Origin of the sequence: Hymenobacter norwichensis DSM 15439 (assembly GCF_000420705.1) — a bacterium.
Taxonomy (GTDB): domain Bacteria; phylum Bacteroidota; class Bacteroidia; order Cytophagales; family Hymenobacteraceae; genus Hymenobacter; species Hymenobacter norwichensis.
The window spans coordinates 1-24,988 of record NZ_ATVL01000007.1; the positions used below are offsets into that span (position 1 = coordinate 1).

The 24,988-nt window shown below is 58.7% G+C and carries 13 protein-coding genes; 12 read left to right on the top strand and 1 reads right to left on the bottom strand.

Going from position 1 to position 24,988, the window contains the following annotated elements; all coding sequences use genetic code 11:
* The 7 genes from G536_RS32465 to G536_RS0106310 form a co-directional block, all read left to right on the top strand.
* On the top strand, window positions 1–277 hold a 277-nt coding region (locus G536_RS32465; RefSeq protein WP_033369742.1), incomplete at its 5' end, for a hypothetical protein.
* 232 nt (window positions 278–509) lie between these two features.
* Window positions 510–2,081, top strand: coding sequence for an MGH1-like glycoside hydrolase domain-containing protein (locus G536_RS0106285; protein ID WP_026879891.1), 1,572 nt, complete (start codon window positions 510–512; stop codon window positions 2,079–2,081).
* Window positions 2,082–2,313: 232 nt separating this feature from the next.
* Complete coding sequence (locus G536_RS0106290) at window positions 2,314–3,870, top strand: glycoside hydrolase family 28 protein (protein WP_022822739.1); 1,557 nt, start codon at window positions 2,314–2,316, stop codon at window positions 3,868–3,870.
* A gap of 144 nt (window positions 3,871–4,014) precedes the next feature.
* Window positions 4,015–6,843, top strand: a complete 2,829-nt coding sequence (locus G536_RS0106295; RefSeq protein WP_022822740.1) for a glycoside hydrolase family 95 protein — start codon at window positions 4,015–4,017, stop codon at window positions 6,841–6,843.
* Window positions 6,844–7,015: 172 nt separating this feature from the next.
* Window positions 7,016–10,591: a malectin domain-containing carbohydrate-binding protein gene (locus G536_RS0106300; protein ID WP_022822741.1), complete on the top strand. Its 3,576-nt coding sequence runs from the start codon at window positions 7,016–7,018 to the stop codon at window positions 10,589–10,591.
* 363 nt (window positions 10,592–10,954) lie between these two features.
* Window positions 10,955–12,553: a sodium:solute symporter family protein gene (locus tag G536_RS0106305; RefSeq protein ID WP_022822742.1), complete on the top strand. Its 1,599-nt coding sequence runs from the start codon at window positions 10,955–10,957 to the stop codon at window positions 12,551–12,553.
* A gap of 63 nt (window positions 12,554–12,616) precedes the next feature.
* On the top strand, window positions 12,617–13,546 hold the full coding sequence (locus tag G536_RS0106310) for a dihydrodipicolinate synthase family protein (protein ID WP_022822743.1): 930 nt from the start codon (window positions 12,617–12,619) through the stop codon (window positions 13,544–13,546).
* A 90-nt stretch (window positions 13,547–13,636) separates the two neighbouring features.
* Here the strand turns inward: G536_RS0106310 and G536_RS0106315 are convergent, their stop codons facing one another.
* Window positions 13,637–14,530: an AraC family transcriptional regulator gene (locus tag G536_RS0106315; protein WP_022822744.1), complete on the bottom strand. Its 894-nt coding sequence runs from the start codon at window positions 14,528–14,530 to the stop codon at window positions 13,637–13,639.
* A 637-nt stretch (window positions 14,531–15,167) separates the two neighbouring features.
* Here G536_RS0106315 and G536_RS26545 point away from each other — a divergent pair.
* The 5 genes from G536_RS26545 to G536_RS0106340 all read left to right on the top strand — a co-directional run bounded on the left by G536_RS26545 (window position 15,168) and on the right by G536_RS0106340 (window position 24,965).
* Window positions 15,168–16,835, top strand: a complete 1,668-nt coding sequence (locus G536_RS26545; protein WP_022822745.1) for a fucose isomerase — start codon at window positions 15,168–15,170, stop codon at window positions 16,833–16,835.
* 51 nt (window positions 16,836–16,886) lie between these two features.
* Window positions 16,887–19,880 carry a SusC/RagA family TonB-linked outer membrane protein gene (locus G536_RS0106325; protein WP_022822746.1) on the top strand — a complete coding sequence of 998 codons (2,994 nt, stop codon included), beginning with the start codon at window positions 16,887–16,889 and terminating at the stop codon, window positions 19,878–19,880.
* Between the two features lie 15 nt (window positions 19,881–19,895).
* A complete protein-coding gene (locus G536_RS0106330) occupies window positions 19,896–21,635 on the top strand; it encodes a RagB/SusD family nutrient uptake outer membrane protein (protein ID WP_022822747.1) in 1,740 nt (579 codons plus the stop codon).
* Between the two features lie 134 nt (window positions 21,636–21,769).
* Window positions 21,770–23,425: a pectate lyase family protein gene (locus G536_RS0106335; RefSeq protein ID WP_022822748.1), complete on the top strand. Its 1,656-nt coding sequence runs from the start codon at window positions 21,770–21,772 to the stop codon at window positions 23,423–23,425.
* Between the two features lie 193 nt (window positions 23,426–23,618).
* A complete protein-coding gene (locus G536_RS0106340; protein ID WP_245575764.1) occupies window positions 23,619–24,965 on the top strand; it encodes a glycoside hydrolase family 140 protein in 1,347 nt (448 codons plus the stop codon).
* The last annotated feature ends 23 nt before the right edge of the window (window positions 24,966–24,988 follow it).

The following is a 24,988-nucleotide window of genomic DNA, read 5'->3' on the forward strand; positions in this document are numbered from 1 at the left end:
GCGCTACCTGCCCGCGCCGCAATTGGAAATCGACGCCAGCGCCAACGACTATGGTCAGGCCGACGTCAAGATTGCCAACGGTTTGGTGGTGGCCGGGCAGCCGCCTGTGAATGTGCACGTCTATTCCTTTAAAGCGGGTACCCACACCCTCAACCTAAGCCGCGGTGCCTGCCTGATTCTGGGCTTCGTGGATGCCAGCCAGCCGCTACCAGCCTACAATGCGGGCCTCGGCAGCAACGGCGAGCAAACCAAGGAAATCGACTGGTTATTTCAGTAATAGAAATAGAAATAGAATGAATAATTCAGTATTGAAAACTAGAGCTAGTGACTAGTTTCCCTCCTTTTTTCAAGGAGGGGTGCCCGGAGGGCGGGGTGGTAAAACCGTTAGAACGACAACTAGCTCTAGCTTTCTAATTCCAGCAAACCACCCCGCCCTCCGGGCACCCCTCCTTGAAAAAGGAGGGGAGTTAGCCTCTAATCTTAGAGTAAAACGCACTAGAAAGTAGCATATGCTCTCACGCACCACAGCACTTTTACTTTCCCTCGGACTACTTGGCGGCGCTAGCTGTAACTCCACGAAGTCAACCACCCAAACCACATCCGCGCGCCCGGTACTTACCACCGATGGCCTGCGTGCCAGCGTGGCCCGCTTCAACGCGCTGGACAAGGAGGACGTTATCAACCTGGTGCCCAACGCGCAGACCGCCGACTGGATGGCGGCGCAGGTGCCGCTGTTCGAGTGCCCCGATTCGGTGTTGCAGCAGATCTACTACTACCGATGGTGGACCATGCGCAAGCACCTCAAGCAAACGCCTGATGGCTACGTGTTTACGGAGTTTATCACCCCGATGAAGCACGCCGGCACCCATAACACCATCAGCAGCGCGCTGGGCCACCACCTCAACGAAGGCCGCTGGCTCCACGACCCGCAGTACGTGAACCAGTACACCAAATTCTGGCTTTACGTGGACTCCAAACGGACGGCCCCGCGGCTGCACGGCTTCAGTGGCTGGTTGGAAGATGCCGTGTATGAGCTGTACAAGGTGCAGACCGACAAGGCCTTCGTGCAGGAAGTGCTGCCCGCTCTCACCGCCGATTACCGGCTGTGGGAAAAGGAGCGGATGCTGCCTAATGGCATGTTCTGGCAATACGACGTGAAGGACGCCATGGAGGAATCCATTAGCGGTGGGCGCAAGGAAAAGAACGTGCGCCCCACCATCAACAGCTACATGTACGGCAACGCCAAGGCGCTGGCGGCCATGGCAAAACTCACCAAAAACGACACGCTAGAACGCAAATACGCCCAGAAAGCCGAGCAGCTCCGCAAGCTGGTAAACACCACGCTCTGGGACGATAAATCCGCTTTCTACAAGGTGCAGTACGAGAAAGGCGGCCTTTGCGAGTGGCGCGAGGAATTGGGCTACATTCCGTGGTACTTCTCCCTGCCCCCCGACGAGCCCAAGTACGCCAACCAGTGGACCCAGCTCACCGATGAAGGCGGTTTCAAGGCTCCCTGGGGTATCACCACAGCTGAGCGGCGCGCGCCCGGTTTCCGTACCCACGGCTCGGGTCACGGCTGCGAGTGGGACGGCGCGGTGTGGCCCTTCGCCACCACCCAAACCCTGAAAGGCCTCGCCAACCTGCTCACGCAGTACAAAAACCAGGACGGCATGAGCGCCCAAATCTACTACGACGAGCTGCGCAAATACGCCGCCTCGCACCAGAAGAATGGGGAACCCTACCTCGGAGAGTACCAAGACGAAAAGAATGGCGAGTGGCTGAAAGGCGACAACCCGCGCAGCAGCTACTACAACCACTCCGGTTTCGCCGACCTCATCATCACCGGCCTAGTCGGCCTCAAGCCCCGCCCCGACAACGTGGTAGAGGTATTCCCCCTCGTGCCCGCCAGCAAGTGGGACTATTTCTGCCTCGACCAAGTGCGCTACCACGGCCGCATGCTCACGGTGCTCTGGGACAAAACCGGCACCAAATACAATAAAGGCCAGGGCCTGCGCATCTTCGCCGACGGCAAGGAAATCGGGCACGCCGACGAGTTGAAACGCGTAATGGCGAAGCTGTAAGAACATCAAGCTCCCCTCCTCAGATGAGGAGGGGATGCGGCGAGTACACTCGCCGCTGGGGTGGTTGACGGGCGTCCGCGCCGTTAGGTAATCCGCCTCAACGATTCTTATTCATTGTAAACAACATCAGCAACGACCTCAACCACCCCAGCGTCTGCTTCGCAGCCACATCCCCTCCTCATCTGAGGAGTGGAGCTTATCGTTCTGATTATTTGGTAATAACCTGTTGCTCATGAAGCTTAATTCCCTGTTACTCGCCCTGTTACTACTGCTTAGCACTACTACGGTACGCGCTCAGCAGTATTACAACGTGCTCAAATACGGCGCCCGCAACGACAGCACGAAGCTCGCCACTGAGGCCATCAAAAAGGCAATAGCAGCGGCCAGCAAGGCCGGTGGAGGCACGGTGTACTTTCCAGCAGGCAAGTACCGCACCGGCCCAATTCATCTGAAAAGCAACATCACTATCGACATTGAAGCCGGCGCGGTGCTGTACTTCAGCGATAATTTCGACGACTACTTGCCTATGGTAGCTTCCCGCTACGAGGGCATCGACATCACCAGCTTCTCGCCGCTGTTTTACGCGTACAAGGCCGAGAACATCACTATCAAGGGCCGGGGCATCATTGATGGGCAAGGAAAAAAGTGGTGGGATTTTGCGGAAGGCAAGTCGCGGGCGAGTCAGGATTCCAAGTGGCAGCAGGAGTTCTTCCGTCTCAACAAAGACATACTAAAGCCCGACGAGCCCGGCGTGATTGAGCGTGGCTTCATGCGCCCACCTTTCATCCAGCCGATGTATTGCAAAAACGTCCGCATCGAAGGCATTACCATCCGCAACTCCCCATTCTGGACAGTGAACCCCGAATTTTGCGAGAATGTGACCATCATGGGTGTCACCATCAACAACCCGAAGTCGCCAAACACCGACGGCATCAACCCGGAGTCTTGCAACAACGTGCACATCAGCAACTGCCACATCAGCGTCGGCGACGACTGCATTACTATTAAGTCGGGTAAGGACAAGGCGGGGCGCAAAATGAACGTGCCGGCCGAAAACTACACCATCACCAACTGCACCATGCTCAGTGGGCACGGCGGGGTGGTGATTGGCAGTGAGATGTCGGGCGGGGTGAAGAAAATCACGATTTCCAACTGCATCTTCGACGGCACCGACCGGGGCATCCGCATCAAAACGGCCCGCGGGCGGGGTGGGGTAGTGGAGGACATTCGGGTGGACAACGTGGTGATGAAGAACATCCGCGAACAGGTGATTGTGCTGGACATGCAGTATGCCAAAACCAAGGAAGAACCCGTTTCGGAGCGCACGCCGCGCTTCCGCAACATCCACTTCAGCAACATCACCGCCGAAGGCAACCAGGCCGGCTACCTCAACGGCCTCGCCGAAATGCCCATCGAAAACGTGACCTTCAGTAATATCAACATCGACGCCAAACAGGGCTTCACAGTGAAGGAAGCGCGCAACATTGCCTTCCATAACGTGCAGGTGAACCCGCAAATTGGCCCCGCCGTGCGCGCCGAAAACGTGCAGCAGCTCCGCCTCGACGGACTCCGCAGCACCATGCCGTCTGCCGCCACGCCGCTCGTGGAGCTAACCAACACCGAAGACGCCTTCATCTATAACACCTTCCCCGCCGCCGGCACCGAGAATTTCCTGAAGCTGAAAGGCCCCAAAACCCGCAACATCGTGCTCCAGAACAACAACTTCAAGTACGTGAAAGCCCCAGTAAGCCAGGAGTCTGAAGTGAAGGAGAAGGTGGTAGTGAACTAGCTTGAGTTTACAACAGAACGTCATGCAGAACGCAGTGAAGCATCTCGCGTGCTGACGTCAAGTTGCTAATCCTGCATCAGCACGCGAGATGCTTCACTGCGTTCTGCATGACGTTCCTATAATTCCTTTTTCCTGTTCAATTTCATGCTCCACCCACGCCTCATTCTGTTACTTCTGGTAAGCTGGCTCACTGCCGGCACCTGCGTGGGGCAGGACCAATCGCTACGGCTCTGGTACACCAAGCCCGCCGAGAAGTGGACTGATGCGCTGCCGCTGGGCAACGGCCGGCTGGGGGCTATGGTGTTTGGAGGAGTAGAGCAGGAGCGGATTCAGTTCAACGAAGGGACGCTCTGGACCGGCCGGCCGCGAGCATACGCCCGCCCCGGTGCGGCGCAGTACCTGCCCCAGATTCGGCAGTTGCTAGCGGCCGGCAAGCAAGCCGAGGCCGAAGCGTTAGCAGCGCAGCATTTCATGGGTCAGCAAGACCACGAAGAAACCTACAAAGCGGAGCAGGCCGCTTGGCTCCGGCAGGCGCAGGCCGTTACAGTTGCCCAGGCTACGGTGGCTAGCAATACTTGGAAGCCGCTCACGCTGAACATGCCCAACGGTTGGGAAAGCGCCGGATTGGGCTTGGAGGGAATGGATGGGGTAGTCTGGTTTAAAACGACTTTCGAGCTGCCCGCTGCTTGGGCTGGCAAAACCCTCACGCTCAGCCTAGGCCGCATCCGCGACGCAGACGTAACCTTCGTGAACGGCCAGCAAGTAGGCACCGACGAAGGCATCAGCAAGAAGCGCCGCTACCAAGTGCCAGCCGCCGTGCTGCGCCCCGGCCGCAACGAACTGGCCATTCAGGTTATCAACTACTACGACAAGGGCGGCCTGATTGGGGTGAAGGAAAAGCAGCCGGTATTTGTAGTGTATTCCGAGGGCGCCGACCCCGCTACCGGGGTGCCGCTGAACCCAGCGTGGCAGTTCTGGGTGCAAGACGATAAGCCGCCGCTGTTCCCGAGCTACCAGGCATCGTACCAGCCGTTTGGCGACGTGTTGTTGGATTTCGCGCAAACGGGTGCGGTGACCTACTACCAGCGCCAATTGGACATTAGCAGCGCCATGGCCTTAACCCACTACAAGCAGAATGGGGTAGCCTTTATTCGCGAGTACTTTGCTAGTGCCCCGCGCAACGCTATAGTGAGCCGGTTAAGTGCTGGTGAAAATGGCCGAATCAGCCTGAACGCCCGCCTGCAAAGCCCCCACAAAAACCAGAAAATCTACCGCCTCGACGACCACACGCTGGCTCTGGCCGTGCAGGTGCGCGACGGGGTGCTGCGGGGCGTGAGCTACCTGCGGGTGAAAACTAAAGGCGGCAAAGTAACCGTCACCGACAACCAAATCCAGATAGTGGGGGCCGATGAGGCGACGCTCTACTTAACGGCCGCTACCAATTTCAAGAACTACCAGGACGTATCGGCTGACCCTGAAAAGCTGGCGGCGCAGGCGCTGCGTAACGTGAGTGGCAAGTCGTATGAGGCGCTGGAAAAAGAGCACGTGCGCGACTACCAAGCCTTGTTCAATACCTACTCCGTTGACCTGGGCCACACGCCGAATGAGCGGCTGCCCACCGACGAGCGGATCAAGCAGTTCAGTCCCACTGCCGACCCAGCATTGCTGGCGCTTTACCAGCAGTACGGGCGGTATCTGATGATTTCGTCGTCAAGGCAGGGTGGTCCGGCGGCCAACTTGCAGGGGCTCTGGAACGAGTCGTTGACGCCGTCGTGGGGCAGTAAGTACACCACCAACATCAACCTAGAAATGAATTACTGGCCCGCCGACCTGCTGAATCTTTCGGCTTGCGCGGCGCCGCTGTACCAGCTTATCAATGAGGCGGCGCAGGCGGGGCAGGTCACGGCCAAGGAGCACTACAACGCCCGCGGCTGGGTGCTGCACCACAACACCGATATCTGGCGGGGTACGGCGCCCATCAACGCGTCCAACCATGGCATCTGGGTGACGGGTGGAGCCTGGCTAAGCCAGCACATTTGGGAGCGGTACCAGTTCACCCACGACCGGGATTTTCTGCGCCAGCAATACCCCATCATGAAGCAGGCTGCCACTTTCTTCGTGGATTTTCTGGTGAAGGACCCGCGCACCAACTGGCTGATCAGCACGCCTTCCAACTCGCCCGAGCACGGCGGCTTGGTTGCCGGCCCCACCATGGACCACCAGCTGATTCGGGAGCTATTCCGCAACACGGCCGCCGCCGCGCAAGTGCTTGGCACTGATGCAGACTTTCGGCAGACACTCCAGGAAAAAGCCAGCCAATTAGCCCCCAACCAAATCGGGAAGCACGGGCAATTGCAGGAGTGGCTGGAAGACAAAGACGACCCCGCCGACACGCACCGCCACGTGTCGCACCTCTGGGGCGTGTTCCCCGGCACCGACATCACTTGGAACGACCCTCAACTAATGCAGGCCGCCCGTACCTCCCTCACCCAGCGCGGCGACGAAGGCACCGGCTGGAGCCTCGCCTGGAAAGTGAACCTGTGGGCCCGCTTCAAAGACGGAGACCATGCTCTGCGCATCCTCGAAAAGCTCCTTTCACCCGCCGACAACGCCACCGGCTCCGAGCAAGGCGGGGTCTACCGCAACCTGTTCGATGCCCACCCGCCCTTCCAGATTGACGGCAATTTTGGTGGGGCGGCTGGCATGGGCGAAATGCTGCTGCAAAGCCACGCCGGCTACCTCGACCTGCTGCCCGCCCTGCCCACTGCTTGGCCCACCGGCGAGGTGCGCGGCCTGCGCGCCCGCGGTGGCTTCGTGGTGAGTTTGAAGTGGCAGCAAGGCAAGTTGCAGCAAGTGGAAATCCAGTCGGAAGCCGGGCAGGAATGCGTGGTGAAGTACGGCGGGAAAGAGCTGCGCTTCACCACGAAAAAGGGGAAGGTGTATAAGCTGACAGGTGACCTAAAGCTAAACTAGAGCTAAAAACTAGTTCCCCTCCTCAGCTGAGGAGGGGCTAGGGGTGGTTGACAATCGTTGAACATTCAGTAGCATTAGTTTATAAAACCGCCCAGCGTATCAACCACCCCTAACCCCTGCTCAATTGAGGAGGGGAACTAGTTTTTAGCTCTAGTTTAAGTTCTAGCACTATATGTTGCCTCGTCTATTTTTCCTGTTCCTCATCGTATTTGCGGCAGTTGCTGCCTATGCTCAACCTTCGCTCCGCACCGAAATCCCGCTGCTGGACAACTGGCGCACAGCCGTGGACGAGAAAAACCAGCAGGCGCACTCCGGCTTCGAGCAAGCGAATTTCAACGACCGAACCTGGAAAACCGTGGCTGTGCCTCATAACTGGGACGCCTACGAGGGCTACCGTCGCCAGCGCCACGGCAACTTGCACGGCTACGCCTGGTACCGCAAAACCTTCAGCGTAACGCCTCCGAAAAACGGGCAGCGCTACTTTCTTTTCTTTGAAGGAGTAGGCTCCTACGCTACCGTGTGGCTGAACGGCAAATCCGTGGGCCAGCACGCTGGCGGCCGCACCACCTTCACGCTGGACGTCACTGACGCCATTCGTCTTGATGGCCAACCTAATCTATTAGCCGTGCGCGCCGACCACCCGGCTGGGATCCAGGATTTGCCGTGGGTGTGCGGGGGCTGTTCCGAGGAACGGGGTTTTTCGGAAGGCTCGCAGCCGCTGGGCATCTTCCGGCCAGTGCAGCTGGTAGTGACTAATCCGGTGCGCATTGAGCCGTTTGGGGTGCACATCTGGGCTGATTCTACGCTCACGGCGCAGGCGGCACAGCTGTTGGTGACTACGGAAGTGAAGAACTACGGCCGCAAAGCCCAGACCCTGACGGTGCTGAACCAACTGCTTGACAAGCAGGGTAAGGTAATGGCCGAAACCAAGACGAAGCGCAAGCTGGCGGCCGGTGAAACGGCGGAGCTACGCCAGCAACTGCCGCAGCTCAAACAGCCGCATTTATGGTCCCTGCAAGACCCCTACTTATACCGCCTCGTAACCCGTGTGCAGGCTGGTAGCAAGCTGCTTGATGAGCTGGAAACGCCCTACGGTATTCGGTGGATCAGCTGGCCAATTGGCACAGTAGCCGCGGCAGGGCAGAAGCAGTTCCTGCTGAACGGCAAGCCGGTGTTTATCAACGGCATTGCTGAGTATGAGCATCTGTTGGGCCAGAGCCACGCATTTTCGCCGGAGCAGGTTCGCACGCGGGTGGAGCAGATGAAAGCGGCGGGCTTCAACGCCTTCCGCGACGCTCACCAGCCCCACAACCTGCGCTATCAAGCCAACTGGGACTCGCTGGGCTGGCTATGGTGGCCCCAGTTGGCAGCCCACGTCTGGTACGACACGCCGCAGTTTCGCCAGAACTTCAAGACGCTGCTGGTCGATTGGATCAAGGAGCGGCGCAACAGCCCGTCGGTGGTGCTGTGGGGGCTGGAAAACGAGAGCACCCTGCCCGAAGACTTCGCCAAGGAGTGTACTGCCCTTATCCGCCAGCTCGACCCCACGGCTTCGCGGCAGCGCAAAGTCACGACCTGCAACGGCGGCAAGGGGACCGACTGGGACGTGCCCCAGAACTGGACCGGCACCTACGGCGGCGACCCCAACACCTACGGCGCCGACGTGGAACGGCAGGTGCTCATCGGCGAGTACGGCGCTTGGCGCACCCTCGATTTGCACTCCGAAGGCCCGCCCGTTTTCAACAGCGGCCCATTCAGTGAGGACCGGTTCACCCAGCTTATGGAACTGAAAGTGAAACTGGCGGAATCGGCTAAGGACAAAACCGCTGGGCACTTCTTCTGGCTGCTGACTTCGCATGACAACCCCGGACGGGTGCAGGGCGGGGAAGGCCAGCGCGAGCTTGACCGAATCGGCCCCGTGAACTACAAGGGCCTGCTCACGCCCTGGGAGGAGCCGACGGACGCATTTTATATGTTTCGGGCCAACTACGCGCCCAAGGACCGGGAGCCGATGGTGTACCTGGCCTCTCACACCTGGCCCGACCGGTGGCTGAAACCCGGCCTCAAAGACAGCATTGCGGTATACTCGAACTGCGACGAAGTGGAGCTTTTTAATGACGTGAATGCTACGTCATTGGGTCGCAAAACCCGCGCCGGCATCGGCACTCATTTCCAGTGGGACAAAGCCGATATCCAATACAACGTGCTTTACGCCGTGGGCTACGTGGGCGGCAAAGCGGTGGCGAAAGACTACATCGTGCTGCACCATTTGCCTAAAGCGCCTGGTTTCGAGCAGCTACTGGCCGGTGCCCAACCCATTATCGCACCGCAGCCGGTCCTCAACTACCTCTACCGCGTGAACTGCGGCGGTCCGGCCTACGTGGACCGCCACGGCAGCCAGTGGCTCCCCGACCAGCCCCGCACCAGCCCCACCACCTGGGGTTCCGAGTCGTGGACGCGGGAGTTTCCGGGTGTTTCGTCGTTCTTCGCCAGCCAGCGCCGCACCTTCGACCCCATCCAAGGCACCACCGACTGGCCGCTGTTCCAGGACTTCCGCTACGGCCGCGAGAAACTGCGCTACACTTTCCCGGTGCCCGATGGCGACTACCAAGTGGAGCTGTATTTCACGGAGCCCTGGCTGGGTACCGGCGGCGGCCTCGACTGCACCGGCTGGCGCCTGTTCGACGTAGCCATCAACGGCGAAACCGTGCTTAAAGACTTGGACATCTGGAAGGAAGTGGGCCACGACAAAGCCCTGAAAAAGACGGTGAAAGCCCGCGTAACCGGCGGCCAGCTGGAAATAACATTCCCCCGCGTAGCCTCCGGCCAAGCCTTGATTTCGGCCATTGCCATTGCCAGCACCGATGCTAACGCCAAGCATGCCCCGGCGTCACCGTCAGTAATCAGCAACCTGCAAGGCACCACTGCCGCTGCTGCCGGTCAGTGGACCGCGCAAACCTGGCTCGATACCGGCAACCAACCTTATACTGATTCGCCGGTGGCGTTCAGCAACATGCCTTCGGCGCTGTACGGAGCCGAGTGGCTGCGTGCCCAACTCAAAACGGCTGCCACGGCGGCTAGCCAGTCTCGCGGCACCTTCCAGGTCAGCACCGCTGCCGATGTGTATATCGCACTTGATGCCAAGGCCACGCCGCCTACCTGGCTCAAGCAGTACGAGGACACCAAAACCACCCTCGAAACCAACGAAGCCGGTGGCCGCCAGTACCGGGTGTACCGCCAGCGGTTCGCGGCGGGTTCTACCGTAGCCCTCGGCCCAAACAGCAGTACCCCGAACACGCGGCCCTACATCGTGGCCGTTAACCGGGCCAGCACCATCGAGCCGGCCTACGACCTCAAAGCTATAACGGGTTACAAGCCCGCCACCGCCCGGACGTCTGGGCCCGGTATGGTGCGCGAAACCGTCAATACCAAGGAGAGCATCACCTTCAAGGAAGCCGCGGGTGGCGCAGTGGAATGGACGATTCAGGTGGGCGTGGCCGATACCTATTCGCTGACCGTGCGCTACGCCAACCAACTCACCAAGCCCCTAACCGGCAAACTCAGCGTGGCCCTAGCCGATGGCACTGTGCTCAAGGAAGAAACCGTGGAACTAGTGCCCTCCAAGCCCGGCAAATGGAACTACCTAGCCAGCTCCACCGGCTCCATGATCAACGCCGGCAGCTACACCGTGAAGCTCACCGCCGTAGACGCCGCCGGCCTTAGCGTGTCGGGCCTGGAGGTACAGTAGGGTGTAAGCTTGCCTGAAAAAGTCCGTCATGCAGAGCATGAGGCGCATCAAGCCAGGGACGAAGCATCTCGCCTGCTGACGTTGCCAAACTACCTGTCATGCAGAGGCGGAGCCGAAGCATCTTGCTCGAATCATTGAGTTAGCTCTCCAACGACACCATGCGAGATGCTTCGGCTCCGCCTCTGCATGACCGTTTCGTTGTGAGTGTGTTGTAATCAGTCAACCAGAATACAACCTAAGTCAAGATGCTACAATAGGAGGGGAAAATCATATACGGACGCGGGGCTGGCCGAAGGTAAATTTGTACATACTCAACTTACCGGTGTAGGCGAAGATTCGCGGCATTTCAGTGAAGTTTGCTCCATGAACAATTTGCGACTCCTTGACCTTGCCATTATCGCCCTCTACTTGGTAGCCATGATTGCCGTGGGCGTGTACTTTGCCCGCAAAAACAAGAATCCGGAGCAGTATTCCAGTGCGTCGGGGACCATTCCGGGCTGGGCCATTGGCCTATCCATCTACGCCACGTTTCTGAGTAGCAACACCTTCCTAGGTGTGCCCGGCAAGGCCTTCGGGACCAACTGGAACGCCTTTGTGTTCAGTATTTCCATGCCGCTGGCCGCGTGGGTGGCGGCCAAATACTTTGTACCATTTTACCGTAGTACCGGCGAAATATCGGCCTACACGCACCTGGAAAAGCGTTTCGGGAGTTGGGCGCGCACCTACGCAGTGGTGTGCTTCTTGCTGACGCAGCTCGCCCGCATCGGTTCCATCTTCTTCGGTATTGCCCTCACGTTGCAGGCCCTCACCGGCTTCTCGATGGAGATGATTATGCTGGTTACCGGCGTGTGCATCATCATTTACACCGTGCTGGGCGGTATTGAAGCCGTTATCTGGACTGAGGTGGTGCAGGGCGTTATCAAAACGTTTGGGGCGCTGCTGATTCTGTATCTGATTATCGAGAACATGCCCGGCGGGGTGGCTAAAGTGGTGGAAATCGGGCAGCAGGACGGCAAGTTCAGCCTCGGTGGTTTCGCGCCCGACTTCACCCAATCCACCTTCTGGGTGGTATTGCTGTACGGCTTCTTCATCAACCTCAACAATTTCGGCGTCGACCAAAACTACGTGCAGCGGTACCACACGGCTACGTCGGCCAAGCAGGCTACCAAGTCGATTTGGCTGTGCGTGTGGCTGTATCTGCCCGCGTCGCTGCTGTTCTTTATTATCGGTTCGGCGCTGTTTGCCTACTATCAGGTGCACCCCGAGCTGATTGAGGCCGTGAAGCTGAAGGTGGCCGCCGAGCGGCTGCCCCTCACGGCCACCGCCGCCCAAATTAGCCAAACTGCCTCCCAACTCCTGCCTTCCGATTACGGCGACAAGGTGATGCCCCACTTCATGGTAACCAAAATCCCAACGGGTTTTGTGGGGCTCATCGTGTCGGCCATTCTCTCCGCGGCCATGAGCACGATTAGCTCGGGCATGAACGCCTCGGCCACCGTCTTCACCGCCGACATCTACGAGCGGTATTGGAACACCAAACTCACCGGCCGCCAAATGATGCGCGCGTTGCACTTAGGCACGGTGGTGGTGGGTTTGCTGGGCATGGGCACCGGCATTGCCATGATTGGCATCAAGAGCGTGCTCGACGTGTGGTGGGAGCTGTCGGGCATCTTTGCTGCGGGCATGCTGGGCTTGTTTCTGCTGGCCGTTATCAGCCGCCAAACCAGCAACCACGAGGCCCTCACCGCTACCATCATTGGGGTGGTGGTCATTCTCTGGATGACCTTCTCCGCCAACCTCCCCGACAACCTGGCCCTGCTGCGTAACCCGCTGCACAAGAGCATGATTATCGTGGTGGGCACGCTCACCATCTTCCTGCTGGGCTTGCTGCTCACCAAGCTGCGCCGCAGCCGCGTGGCCGTGGGCGCCCCCCACGACGAGGTGCAGCAAATAGTTCATTAAGACATCCTATCCAACTCCGAGGCCCCCGTGGCCTACTACCACACAACTACCTCGCCAAGCCCAATGAAAAATTCGCCCAAGGGATTTATCCCCGTGATGCTCATGCCCTTTCAGAACGATGGGCAGATTGATTACCCGGCCCTCACGCGCCTGACGGAATTGTACTTGAAGGCTGGCGCGGCAGGGCTGTTTGCTAATTGCCTGTCCAGCGAAATGTTCGAGCTAAGCGCCGAGGAGCGGCTGCAAACCATTCGGCACGTGGTAGATGTGGTGGGCGGGGCTGTGCCCGTAGTAGCTACTGGCACCTTCGCCGGTACGCTCAACGAACAGGCTGATTTCGTGAAACGTGTACACGAAGCGGGCACCGAGGCCGTCATCGTAATTACGGGGCTGCTGGCTACTGAGCAGGAGTCGGATGCTGTGTTCAACGAGCGGGTGATGCGCCTCATCGACTGGACGCCGGGCATTCCGCTGGGCTTCTACGAGTGCCCAGTACCGTACAAGCGGCTGCTGTCGGCGGAGCAGCTGGGGCAGTTTGTGGGCACCGGCCGCGTAACCTACCACAAGGATACTTGCCTGGATATCAAACAGGTGCAAGACAAAATAGCTGCCGCGCAAGGCTATCCTTTCGGCCTCTACGATGCCTACATGGGCCACGCCGTGGAATCGTTGCGTGCTGGTGCCGCTGGTCTTTCCTGCATTCAGGGCAATTTCTTTCCGGAGCTGATTGTGTGGCTGTGCGAAAACTACGATAACCCACAGCTAGCCAACGAAGTGCAGCAGGTGCAGCAGTTCTTCATCGAGAACATGGACGTGATGCACAACGTGTACCCCATCGTGGCCAAATACTCGCTCAAGCAGCGCGGCATGGATATTTCCACCTTCACGCGCCGCCAAGTGGGCACCTTCTCCAGCTCCATCCGCCAAGCCGTAGAAACCCTCAGCGGCGACTACACCAAACTGAGCCACCACCTGGAACTGGCGCTAGCCTAATCACGCATAACACCAAAAAAAGCCGAAGGGCGGGCGGAACCAGTTCTGCCCGCCCTTCGGCTTTTTTGTGCGCTAGACTTGCTGGATAGCCTATGCTGCAACCAGCTCTTTGTAGCTGTGCAGGTACTTGCGCTTGTACTCCAGCGGCGTCATTTTGGTGATTTTCTTGAAGTGCCGGTAGAAGTTCGACACGTTGTTGAAGCCGCATTCAAAGCAGATAACCTCGGTCGGGAGCTTGTCCTCGATGAGCAGCCGACATGCCTGGCTGATGCGGATTTCAATCAGGAAATCGTAGTAGGTTTTCTTGGTAATTAGCTTGAAGTAGCGGCAGAACGACGTCACGCTCAGGTTGCTGATGGATGCAATTTCGTCGAGCGTAATTTCCTTTTTGTAGTTGGAAAGCGTGTAGTTGCACACCTTGTTGATCCGCTGCACGTCCGACTCGTTGGACTGCTTGAAGGCGTGGTGCTCGGCGGCAATGGTTTGCACTTCCTGCGTTTCGGAAATTATTTTCAGGATGGACAAGAAGATGATGATGCGGTCCAGGTCGGTGGCGTGCACGGCGGCTTGCATCAGCGGAGCCAAGCGGGCTTTAGCTTCCCCTTCTATAATGAGGCCGCTTTTAGCTTTCTCGAACAGTTTAGGAATCAGATACGCCTCGGGCAACCCCAGCAGATAGCGGCCCAGGCACTCGGGCAGAAACTGAATCACAATGGCTTCCACTTCCATGTCGGGGTCGTTTTGGAAGTATTGCTCGTTGCAGCGCCAGGTGTGCGGTAGGTTGGCACCGAGCAGGATAATCTCGCCCGACGAGAAGTTGTTGATGTTGTCGCCCACCAGGCGCACCCCTTCACCCTTAATCACATAATGCAGTTCCAGCTCCGGGTGGTAGTGCCAAACGGTGCCGAAGTTGGGCTTCCGGTCGTGGCGGATGCTGAATGAACTCTGGGTGTTTACCGGGACTTTGTGAAACTGGGCTTTCATGTGGGAAGGAGTGAGAGTGGGAATTGGAAAAGGAAGGAGCAGAAAGCTGAACAGGAGCACCGAAATACCCTGACCAGTATCTACTAATATACCGTTTTCCGCCTGAAAACGTGCCTTAGTTACTTACAAGCTAACCCCAGATTATTCTGGTAATCAGCCACCGAGTTGGTTTACCTGTACCCGTCTGGTGCAAGGGAATAGTAGGGATAAAATGCACAACAACTATATGATCTTATCCTAATGGCCTATTGCCGAAAGAAGAAAACAAGTAGGCTTATCTCTGGAAGTGACTAGCAATTTAGATTGTGCTATCGATTGCACTCTCCTGTAGTCTACTGGCCAAGTTGGAAATTTCGGACGAATCCAAGATGAGTTAGAATATAAGTGGCAAAATATTGCGATACGGTCATGTCAAGGCCCGCAAAGCTTTGCGCGGGGGAATGCTAACATCCTATACTAAGTAGGCAATAACAAATAGATACCTGGCTTAATCCGCTGGCATATTTGCTTTAGGAATATCCTCTGGCATTTTTCCGCCCAAAGCCTTCAGCTTCTAGCTGTACCGAGCGGGGGCTCACAACGCCAGAGGAAGCAGGCCAGGCCCGCTTTTCCGTGTACCTCTAACCAGCAGCAAGCAGTGGCTACCGACACGACCAAAGAAGTATTGTTACTCGCCAGCGGGGATTTGCGCCTCGCCGCCAACCAAAACTGCTGGCCCGCACAGCAGGCCATGGAAGAGCAGTTGAGCGCCGCACTAGCTCGGCAGGGCTGGAGCGTAAAGCGCGCCCACCCTTACGACTCCGAAAAGCAGCACGGCTTCCTTGACTCGCAGAAGATGGGCATTGAGGTGTTTCGCACCCTCGACCCCCACCAGCCGCTCATCGTGGCCGAAAGCGTGTGGCAATATTCGCACCACGTACTGGCTGGCCTCACTACGCACAAAGGCCCAATTCTGACCGTAGCCAACTGGAGCGGGCAATGGCCTGGCCTGGTGGGCATGCTGAACTTAAACGGCTGCCTAACCAAAGCCGGCGTGGCGTATAGCACGCTTTGGAGCGAAGATTTCACCGATGCCTTCTTTGAAGCCGGTCTGCAACAGTGGCTGGCCGAGGGCCGCGTCACCCAAGACTACAGCCACGTCAAGAGCTTCGGCGCCGCCACGCTGCCAGCCACCGACGAGCAAACGGGTCGGGCGTTTGGCAAACGTTTCCAGCAGAACAAGGCCATCATGGGCGTGTTCGACGAGGGCTGCATGGGTATGTACAACGCCATTGTGCCCGACGAGCTGCTGCACGCTACGGGCATCTTTAAGGAGCGCCTCAGCCAAGCCAGCCTCTACGCCGCCATGCGCGACGTAACTGCCGCCGAAGCCCAGCAAGTGTTTGACTGGCTGCTGGCCCGCGGCATGAAATTCAACTGGGGCACTAACGAAGCCACCCAGCTCACCAAGAACCAGACGCTGGAGCAGTGCAAAATGTACATTGCCGCCGTGCGCATCTCGGCCGATTTCGGCTGCGACACCATCGGCATCCAGTACCAGCAGGGCCTCAAGGACCTAACGGTGGCCAGTGACCTGGTGGAAGGCCTGCTCAACAACACCGACCGGCCGCCGGTCTACTCGAAAACCGGTGAAGAATTGTACGCCGGCCAAGCGTTGCCGCACTTCAACGAAGTGGACGAATGCGCTGGCCTCGATGCTCTACTAACCTACCGTCTCTGGAACGAACTAGGCCTGCAAGGCGAAACCACCTTGCACGACTTGCGCTGGGGTCAAGCCTACGACACGGGTGCGGGTGAAGAATTTGTGTGGGTGTTCCTGATTTCCGGAGCAGCCCCGCCGGCGCACTTTGTGGGCGGCTACGAAGGCGCCAGCAGTGAGCGGCAGCCTCCCATGTATTTCCGGTTGGGTGGCGGCAGCCTCAAGGGTGTGAGTCGGCCCGGTTCTTTGGTTTGGAGCCGGGTGTACGTGATGGACGGCAAGCTGCACTGCGACTTAGGCGTGGGCGAAGCCGTGGCTTTGCCAGCCGCTGAAACCCAGCGCCGCTGGCAGGAAACCACCCCCGAGTGGCCCATTATGCACGCCGTACTGCGCGGTGTGAGCCGCAACCAGATGATGGCCCGCCACAAAGCCAACCACATTCAGGTGGTTTACGCGCCCTACGAAGCCAAAGCCCACCAGGCCTGCCGCATCAAGGCGGCGGCGCTGGCCGAGCTGGGCATTGAGGTGCACTTCTGCGGCGACGTGAAAGGCCTTGTGCCCGATGCCGTGCTCAACTCGGCAAAACATGCGGTGCTGCCTGGCTAACCCAGGCTGACTCACCCCCGATTACCACGCTCTTTAAGTCCCACACCTTCTATGAAACCCTTCTTACCGATTCTGGCTATTTCGGCTTTGTGCGCGGGTGCCGCACAGGCCCAAACGCGCACGATTACGGGCCAGGTGCTCGGCAGTGACAAAGCCGAGGCGCTACCTGGCGTAACTGTGTTGGTGAAAGGCACCACTAACGGCGCTTCTACTGATGTAGAAGGCCGTTTTACGCTGCAAATTCCCGATAAACAGGACGTTACGCTGGTACTGTCCTATATCGGCTACAAAAACCAGGAGCTGCTGGTGAAACCCGACCAAGCTAAACTGGAAGTGAAACTGGCTCCCGCTTCCGCCGAACTCGACGACGTAGTGGTAATCGGTTATGGTACCGTGCGCAAGCGCGACCTGACCGGGGCCGTGACGTCGGTGAAAGGGGAGGAGGTAACCAAGCTGCCGGTTACCACCATCACCGAGGCCTTGCAGGGCAAGATTCCGGGGGCCGATATCAGCCGGGCCAATGGCTACGCGGGGCAGGGTGCTTCCATCCGGATCCGCGGCAACCGCTCCATTGCCAACCCCGGCTCGTCCAACAACGTGCTCTACATTGTGGATGGGGTGCAGAACGTGAATGCCGCCGACATCGACCCGAACGACGTGCAAAGCGTGGAGGTGCTGAAAGATGCTTCCTCGACGGCCATTTACGGCTCACGCGGCGCCAACGGCGTTATCATCATCACCACCAAACGCGGCAGCACCGGCAAGCCCAAAATCAACTTCAACGCCTACACTGGCATCACGAAAGTGGCGGGCTACGGCGAATTTATGAGTGGCCCGCAGTGGATTGATTTCCGCCGCGAAGCCTTCCGCGCCGCGGGCACCTGGAACTCGCCCGCCGATGACGCGGTGGCTTTCAACCCGGCGCAGCGCGAGGCTATTGCCAACGGCGAGTACGTCAACTGGCCCGACCAACTGCTGCATACCGGTATGCAGCAGAACTACCAGGTGGGTCTTTCGGGTGGCTCGGAGAACACCAAAGTGTACTTCTCGCTGGGGTATTACGACGAGAAAGGGTTGCTGAAGATGGACCGGTTCAAGCGCTATACCACCCGCGCCAACATCGACCAAACGGTGAACAAGTGGCTGAAAGTGGGCGTGCAGTCTCAGCTGGCCTACATCAACAACGACATCCGCCGCGACCCGTTCAACCTGGCCTCCCAGGCCGTGCCGCTGGGCCGCGTCTACGACGACGAGGGCCGGCTGAACTTCCGGCTGCTGGGCAGCACCCAAATCAACCCGCTGGCCGACGAGCAGCCCGGCGTGTATGACCGCAACACCAAAACCAACCGCCTCAGCGCGTCCGCCTACGTGGAAATAACGCCGTTCGAGGGGTTAAGTTTGCGCTCCACCTTCGGGGCCAACTACGCCACCGCCGAGGCCGGCAACTTCTACGGCATCAACACCATTGATGGGGCCGGCAACCGTTCCCAGTCGTCCATTACCAACACCCAGAGCCGCAACCTGAACTGGGAAAACGTGCTGACCTACCGCAAGGACATCGGCGACCATTCGTTGACTGCCACCGGCGTGGCCAGCCATTTGGTGTTCATTAATACCAACAGCTTCGCGGGCGGCCAGAACCAGGTGTTGCCTTCGCAGTCGTTCTATAACCTGGGCGCAGCCAACCAGAACGTATTCCTGGGCTCGGGCTACCAGCGCAACGACCTGGTTTCCTTCGCCGGCCGCATCAACTACAGCTGGAAAGGCCGCTACCTGCTCACGGCCACCGGCCGCTACGATGGTTCCTCGAAGCTCGCTACCGGTAACAAGTGGAGCGCGTTTCCTTCGGTTGGTTTGGGCTGGCGCATCATCGAGGAGTCGTTTATGCAAGACCTAAAGTTCCTGACCGAGTTGAAGCTGCGCGGCAGCTACGGCGTGTCGGGCAACGACGGTATCAACCCGTACGGCACCCAGAACTCGCTGACCAACACCCAGTTTTCCTACGGCGACACCAACGCTTCCCCTACTTACACGATTTCGGCTCTTATCGGCAACCGGGGCCTGGGTTGGGAACGAACCACTACCACCGACTTCGGGGTGGACTTTGGAGTGCTGGATAACCGCCTGACGGGTAGTGTGGATTACTACGACGCCAAAACCAACGATCTGATTTTTCCCTACAATTTGCCGGCCTTCACGGGTGTAGCAACGGTGAACCGCAACATCGGGCGCACCCGCAACCGGGGCGTGGAAGTGGCGTTGACCTCGCAGAACCTGCGTGGGGAAAACCTGACGTGGTCAACCACCCTGACCTACGCCCGCAACAAGGAAACCATTGTGGAGCTGCCCAACGGCAACGTTATTGCCGACGACTACCGCAACTCCCTCATTGTGGGCCAGCCGGCGCAGGTGTACTACGACTACAAGAAAATCGGAATTTGGCAGTTGGGGGAGGAAGCCGAAGCCACCTCTTACGGCACACCCGGCCAATTCATCCCCGGCGACATTAAGGTGGCTGATATTTCCGGCCCCGATGGTGTGCCCGACGGCCGCATTACCGCCGCCGACCGGCAGGTTATTGGTTCACGGGTGCCGAAGTGGACCGGTGGCTTGAGCAACGACCTGCGCTACAAAGCCTTCGACCTGAACGTGTTGCTGGTGGCCCGCGTGGGCCAGTGGATCAGCTCCGATTACTACGCCAAGTACACCCGCACCGGCAACGTAAACGGCGCCATGGTAGACTATTGGACGCCGGAAAACCCGACCAACGAATACCCCCGGCCGCACGCCACCCGCACGCTGAGCTACATCACCACGCTCACGGAACGCGAGGCGTCCTGGGCTAAAGTCCGCAACGTGACCTTGGGCTACACCCTGCCAAAGAGCGTGGTGGGTAAGGCCAAAATCGACAACGTGCGGGTGTACGTGTCGGGCCGCAACCTCTACACGCTCAGCAACATCGACGACTTCGACCCCGAGGGCGAAGGTGTAATTGACCGGCCGCTGAACCGTGCCTACGTGGTAGGCATCAATGTAGGCTTCTAATTCGATCAGACTGTCATGCATAAAATCATCCGCCCCCTTGCGCTGGCCCTGCTAACCCTGGCTGCCACAGCCTGCGAGGAAACCCTTGAGGAGTACAACCCCAGTGGCGCCACCGCCGAAGCCGTGTTTACCACGCCCGAAGGCTTTGAAACCGCCATCAATGGCGCCTACACCTATAACCGCACCATCTACGGCAAGGAATCAGGCTACGCGCTGCTGGAAATGGGCACCGATATTTGGACCAATGCGCAGAGCAATAGTCAGACGGCCGCCAGTAACACGACTCCGCAGCCGCCCCTGATGAACTACCAGGGCCTAAACACCGACAACGTGTGGGTGAAAAACAACCTCTGGACGCCCTGCTACGCTGGTATCAACCTTGTCAACCAAGCCCTGAAGTACATTAATACGGCCGGGCTGTCGTCGGCGCGGCGTGCTTCCGCCGAGGCCGAGCTGCGCTTCATGCGCGCTTGGTACTACTACCATTTGGTGGAAAGCTTTGGGCCGGTACCGCTGCGTCTGGAGCCCACCGAGGGCGTAGTTACCACCGCCACCCGCGCCTCGGTGCAGGACGTGTACGCCCTGATATTCGAGGACCTGACCTTCGCCGTGCCCAACCTACCCGTGACGCTGGCTACCTATCCGGCCCCCGTCACGGCCAACGATTACGGCCGTATCACGCGGCCCGCTGCGGAGGCTTTTGCGGCCAAGGCGTATTTGTCGGGTGGGCAGTACCAGAAGGCGGCTAGTTACGCCCGCAAAGTGACGACGCAGTACACTGGGCAGGGCATCCGGCTGGTAACCAACTACGCCAGCCTCTGGGACATCAACAACCAGCGCAACTCCGAGGTGCTGTGGGCGGTGAACTACTCCACCAACCTGACCTTCAACGCGGGTAGCCACACCGGCCACCAGTGGTTCCTGATGAAATACGACGACCAGCCCGGCATGGTGCGCGACGTAGCCAACGGCCTACCCGGTGTGCGCTACATGCCCACCCGCTTCCTGCTCGACCTCTACAACGAGCAGAATGACGCGCGCTACTTAGGTTCGTTCAAGCAAGCCTGGATTGCCAACAGCGCCACCAACATTCCGCGTTGGAATGCCGCCGAAGTAGCCCAGAATGCCGCTCTGGCACCGTTCCTGAACCAGCCTAAGTTTGCTGTTGGCGACACGGCCGTATTCACCAGCAAGCGCAGTATCGACAACTTCCAGCAGCAGTACAGCCGTCGCTACCGCTATAGAACGTACGATATCGATGACCTCTACAACACCGATGGCTCGTTGAAAGGGGAGCGGCGCTACTATCCTTCGCTGCGCAAGTTCGACGACCCTACTCGTGCCACTGCCACCGTTACGGAAAGCTCGCGCGACGCCTTCATGCTGCGCCTCGGCGACATTATGCTCATTGGGGCCGAAGCTCAGGTGCGCCTCAACCGCCCCGATTCGGCAGCTTACTATGTGAACCAAGTGCGTACCCGTGCCGCGCTGCCCGGCCGCACCACCGCCATGCAAGTAACCGCCAGCCAGATGACCCTCGATTTCGTGCTGGATGAGCGGGCCCGCGAACTGGCCGGCGAGCAAGTGCGCTGGCTGGACCTCAAGCGCACCGGCAAACTGGTAGACAGGGTCCGCCTCTACAATCCCGACGCCCGCCCTAGCATCCAGGGTTTCCACGCGCTTCGCCCCATTCCGCAGAGCGACATCGACGCCGTGACCAACAAAGCCGACTTCCAGCAGAACCCAGGGTACTAGACCGGTAAAATAGAACGTCATGCAGAGCGTAGCGAAGCATCTCGCGTGCTGACTCAAGATTACCAGCTTAGCATTAGCAGGCGAGATGCTTCGCTAGGCTCTGCATGACAAGTAATTAAACGTATCGACCATACATGAACAAGCGCCTTCTCTTCCTCTCCGTTCTTGCTTCTGCCGCAGCCCGGCCCGCGCTGGCGCAATACCCCAAGATTCCGCCGGAAGTGCAGGCCAAGGCCGATGCCGCTTTGGCGGAAGCCGAGAAACGTTCGGACGAAGCCTGGAAGAAAGCTCTGCCCATAATTGAAGCCGAAGCCAAGGCCGGCAAGCCCTACGCGCCTTGGGCAGCCAAGCCGTCGGATTTGCCGCAGTCGAGCCGGCTAGCGTTTCCGGGAGCGGAAGGCGGCGGGGCGCACGTGTTTGGCGGGCAGGGCGGTAAGGTGTACGTAGTGAAAAGCCTGGCCGACAGTGGCCCCGGCACCTTACGTGAGGCGCTGGAACAGGGCGGAGCGCGCATCATTGTGTTTAATGTGGCGGGTATCATCAAGCTGCAAAGCCCCATCATCATCCGGGCGCCCTACGTGACTATTGCAGGCCAAACCGCCCCCGGCGACGGTATATGCGTAGCTGGTGAATCCATCTGGATTAACACCCACGATGTGGTAGTGCGCTACCTGCGCTTCCGGCGCGGGGCCACCGACGTAGCCCGCCGCGACGACGGCCTGGGCGGCAACCCGGTGGGCAACATCATCATCGACCACGTGTCGGCGAGTTGGGGGCTGGATGAGAACATGTCCATCTACCGGCACGTCTACCACAACCCTGAGACCGGCAAAGCCGATAAGCTTCCGACGGTGAACGTGACCATTCAGAACTCCATCTTCTCGGAAGGTCTGGATACCTATAACCACGCTTTTGGTAGCACCATTGGTGGGCTTAATAGCCTATTTACCCGCAATCTGTGGGCCAACAACATTGCCCGTAACCCCTCGGTGGGTATGTACGGTGACTTCAACTTCGCCAACAACGTGGTGTTCAACTGGTGGAACCGCTCGGCTGATGGGGGCGACAATAAATCGGAGTACAACTTCGTGAATAACTACTACAAGCCCGGCCCCATCACGCCTACCAGCCAGCCCATCAGCTACCGGATTCTCAAGCCTGAATCGGGCCGTGATAAGGATGCGAAGAACCTGTTCGGCAAGGCCTACGTGGCCGGCAACGTGGTAGATGGCAACGCCAAAGTAACGCAGGATAACTGGGCTGGCGGCGTACAAATCGAAGGCGTGCCCGAAGCCGATAAGGTAGTAGCCGCAATTAAAGCCGAGAAGCCGTTCACGCTGCCTAACATGGGCACCGTGTTGTCGGCTCAGGAGGCCTACCAGTACGTGCTGGCCAACGCCGGCTGCACCCTGCCCAAGCGCGACGCCGTGGATGCGCGCATCGTGGAGGACGTGCGCACCGGCAAAATCACCTACGCCAAAAACGCCCAACCCACTCCGCAAAGCCCATACATCAAGCGTCGCCTGCCCGCCGATTCCTACAAGCAAGGCATTATCACGGACCCCGCCCAGGTAGGAGGCTACCCAACGTACGCCGGTAAGCCCTACGCCGACGCCGACAACGACGGCATGCCCGATGCGTGGGAAAAGGCACACAACCTAAACCCTAAAAACGCCGCCGATGCCACCCAGGACCGTGACAAAGACGGCTACGCCAACATCGAAGAATACCTCAACAGTGTGGTGCCGCTGCAGAACGTGCGCCCCGCCGCTGGCAAAACCAAGTCGTAAATGAACCATTCCGAAAGCCCGTCATGCTGAGCTTGTCGAAGCATCTCTACCGCAGAAGCAATCATATACTTTGGCAGTAGAGATGCTTCGACAAGCTCAGCATGACGTTCCTTTTCAACTATACAAGAGCAATACAGTCAAGCAAATGCCTATAAAGCCCCGCAATTTCCTCTTCCCCTTATTATTGTCGCTTGTGGCTTGGGCACCGGCCGCGGAGTCTACTGGCCCGCTCAAAGTGTCGGCCAATGGCCGCTACCTGATGACGGGTAGCGGCAAGCCGTTTTTCTGGCTAGGTGATACAGGTTGGCTGCTGTTCAATAAGTTGAAGCGGGAGGAAGCGGAAACCTACCTCGAAGACCGGCGCAAAAAAGGCTTCAATGTCATTCAGGTAATGGTGCTGCACCAAGTACCCAGCGTAAACGTGTACGGCGACTCGGCGCTGGTGCGCGGCAACGTGGCGCAACCGCTGCTCACGCCCGGCAGCACGCCCACCGACGCCGCCCAGTACGACTTCTGGGACCATGTAGACTACATCGTGGATTTGGCCGCCAAAAAGGGCCTCTACATGGGCCTAGTGCCGGTGTGGGGTACTAACGTGAAGGCCGGCAAGGTGAATCAGCAGCAAGCCAAAACTTACGCCACGTTCCTGGCCGAGCGGTACAAAAACCGCCCAAATATCATCTGGCTGAACGGCGGCGACATTGCCGGCTCCGATTCTCTGCAAGTGTGGAACACCATCGGCAGCACCCTCAAAGCCAAGGACCCCAACCACCTCGTCACGTACCACCCGCGCGGCCGTACGCAGTCCTCTGACTGGTTCCATAAGGCCAAGTGGCTGGATTTCAACATGTACCAGTCGGGCCACCGGCGCTACGAGCAGGATACCTCCCGCAACGAGAAAAAGCTCTACGGCGAAGACAACTGGCGTTACCAGCTGGTAGACAACAAGCTGACGCCCATCAAGCCCAGCATCGACGGTGAACCATCCTACGAGGGCATCCCGCAAGGTTTGCACGACATCACCCAGCCCCGCTGGAACGACGCCGATGTGCGCCGTTATGGCTACTGGTCGGTGTTTGCGGGGGCGTTTGGTTACACCTACGGGCAGAATTCGGTGATGCAGATGCACAGCTCCTTCGATAAAGGCAGTGCCTACGGTTCGTCGGAGCTGTGGTCGTCGGCCATCAACGCGCCTGGCGCCGCGCAGATGCAGTATCTGAAGCAGCTGATGTTGTCGCGCTCCTTCTTTGAGCGGGTGCCAGACCAGAGTTTGATTGCCGGGGAAGTGGGGGAGAAGTACAACCGGTTGTTCGGCACGCGGGGCAAGAACTATGCTTTCGTGTACACCTACAACGGGCGCAACATGAAGGTGAACATGGGTAAAATCAGCGGCACTAAAGTGAAGGCCTCCTGGTTCAGCCCCCGCGACGGCAAAACCACCGCCATTGGCACTTTCCCTAACAAAGGCACCCAGGATTTCAACCCGCCCGGCGAGCAGAAGGACGGCAACGACTGGGTGCTGGTGCTGGATGCAGTGTAGCTAGTAGTAGATGAAACCGTAAA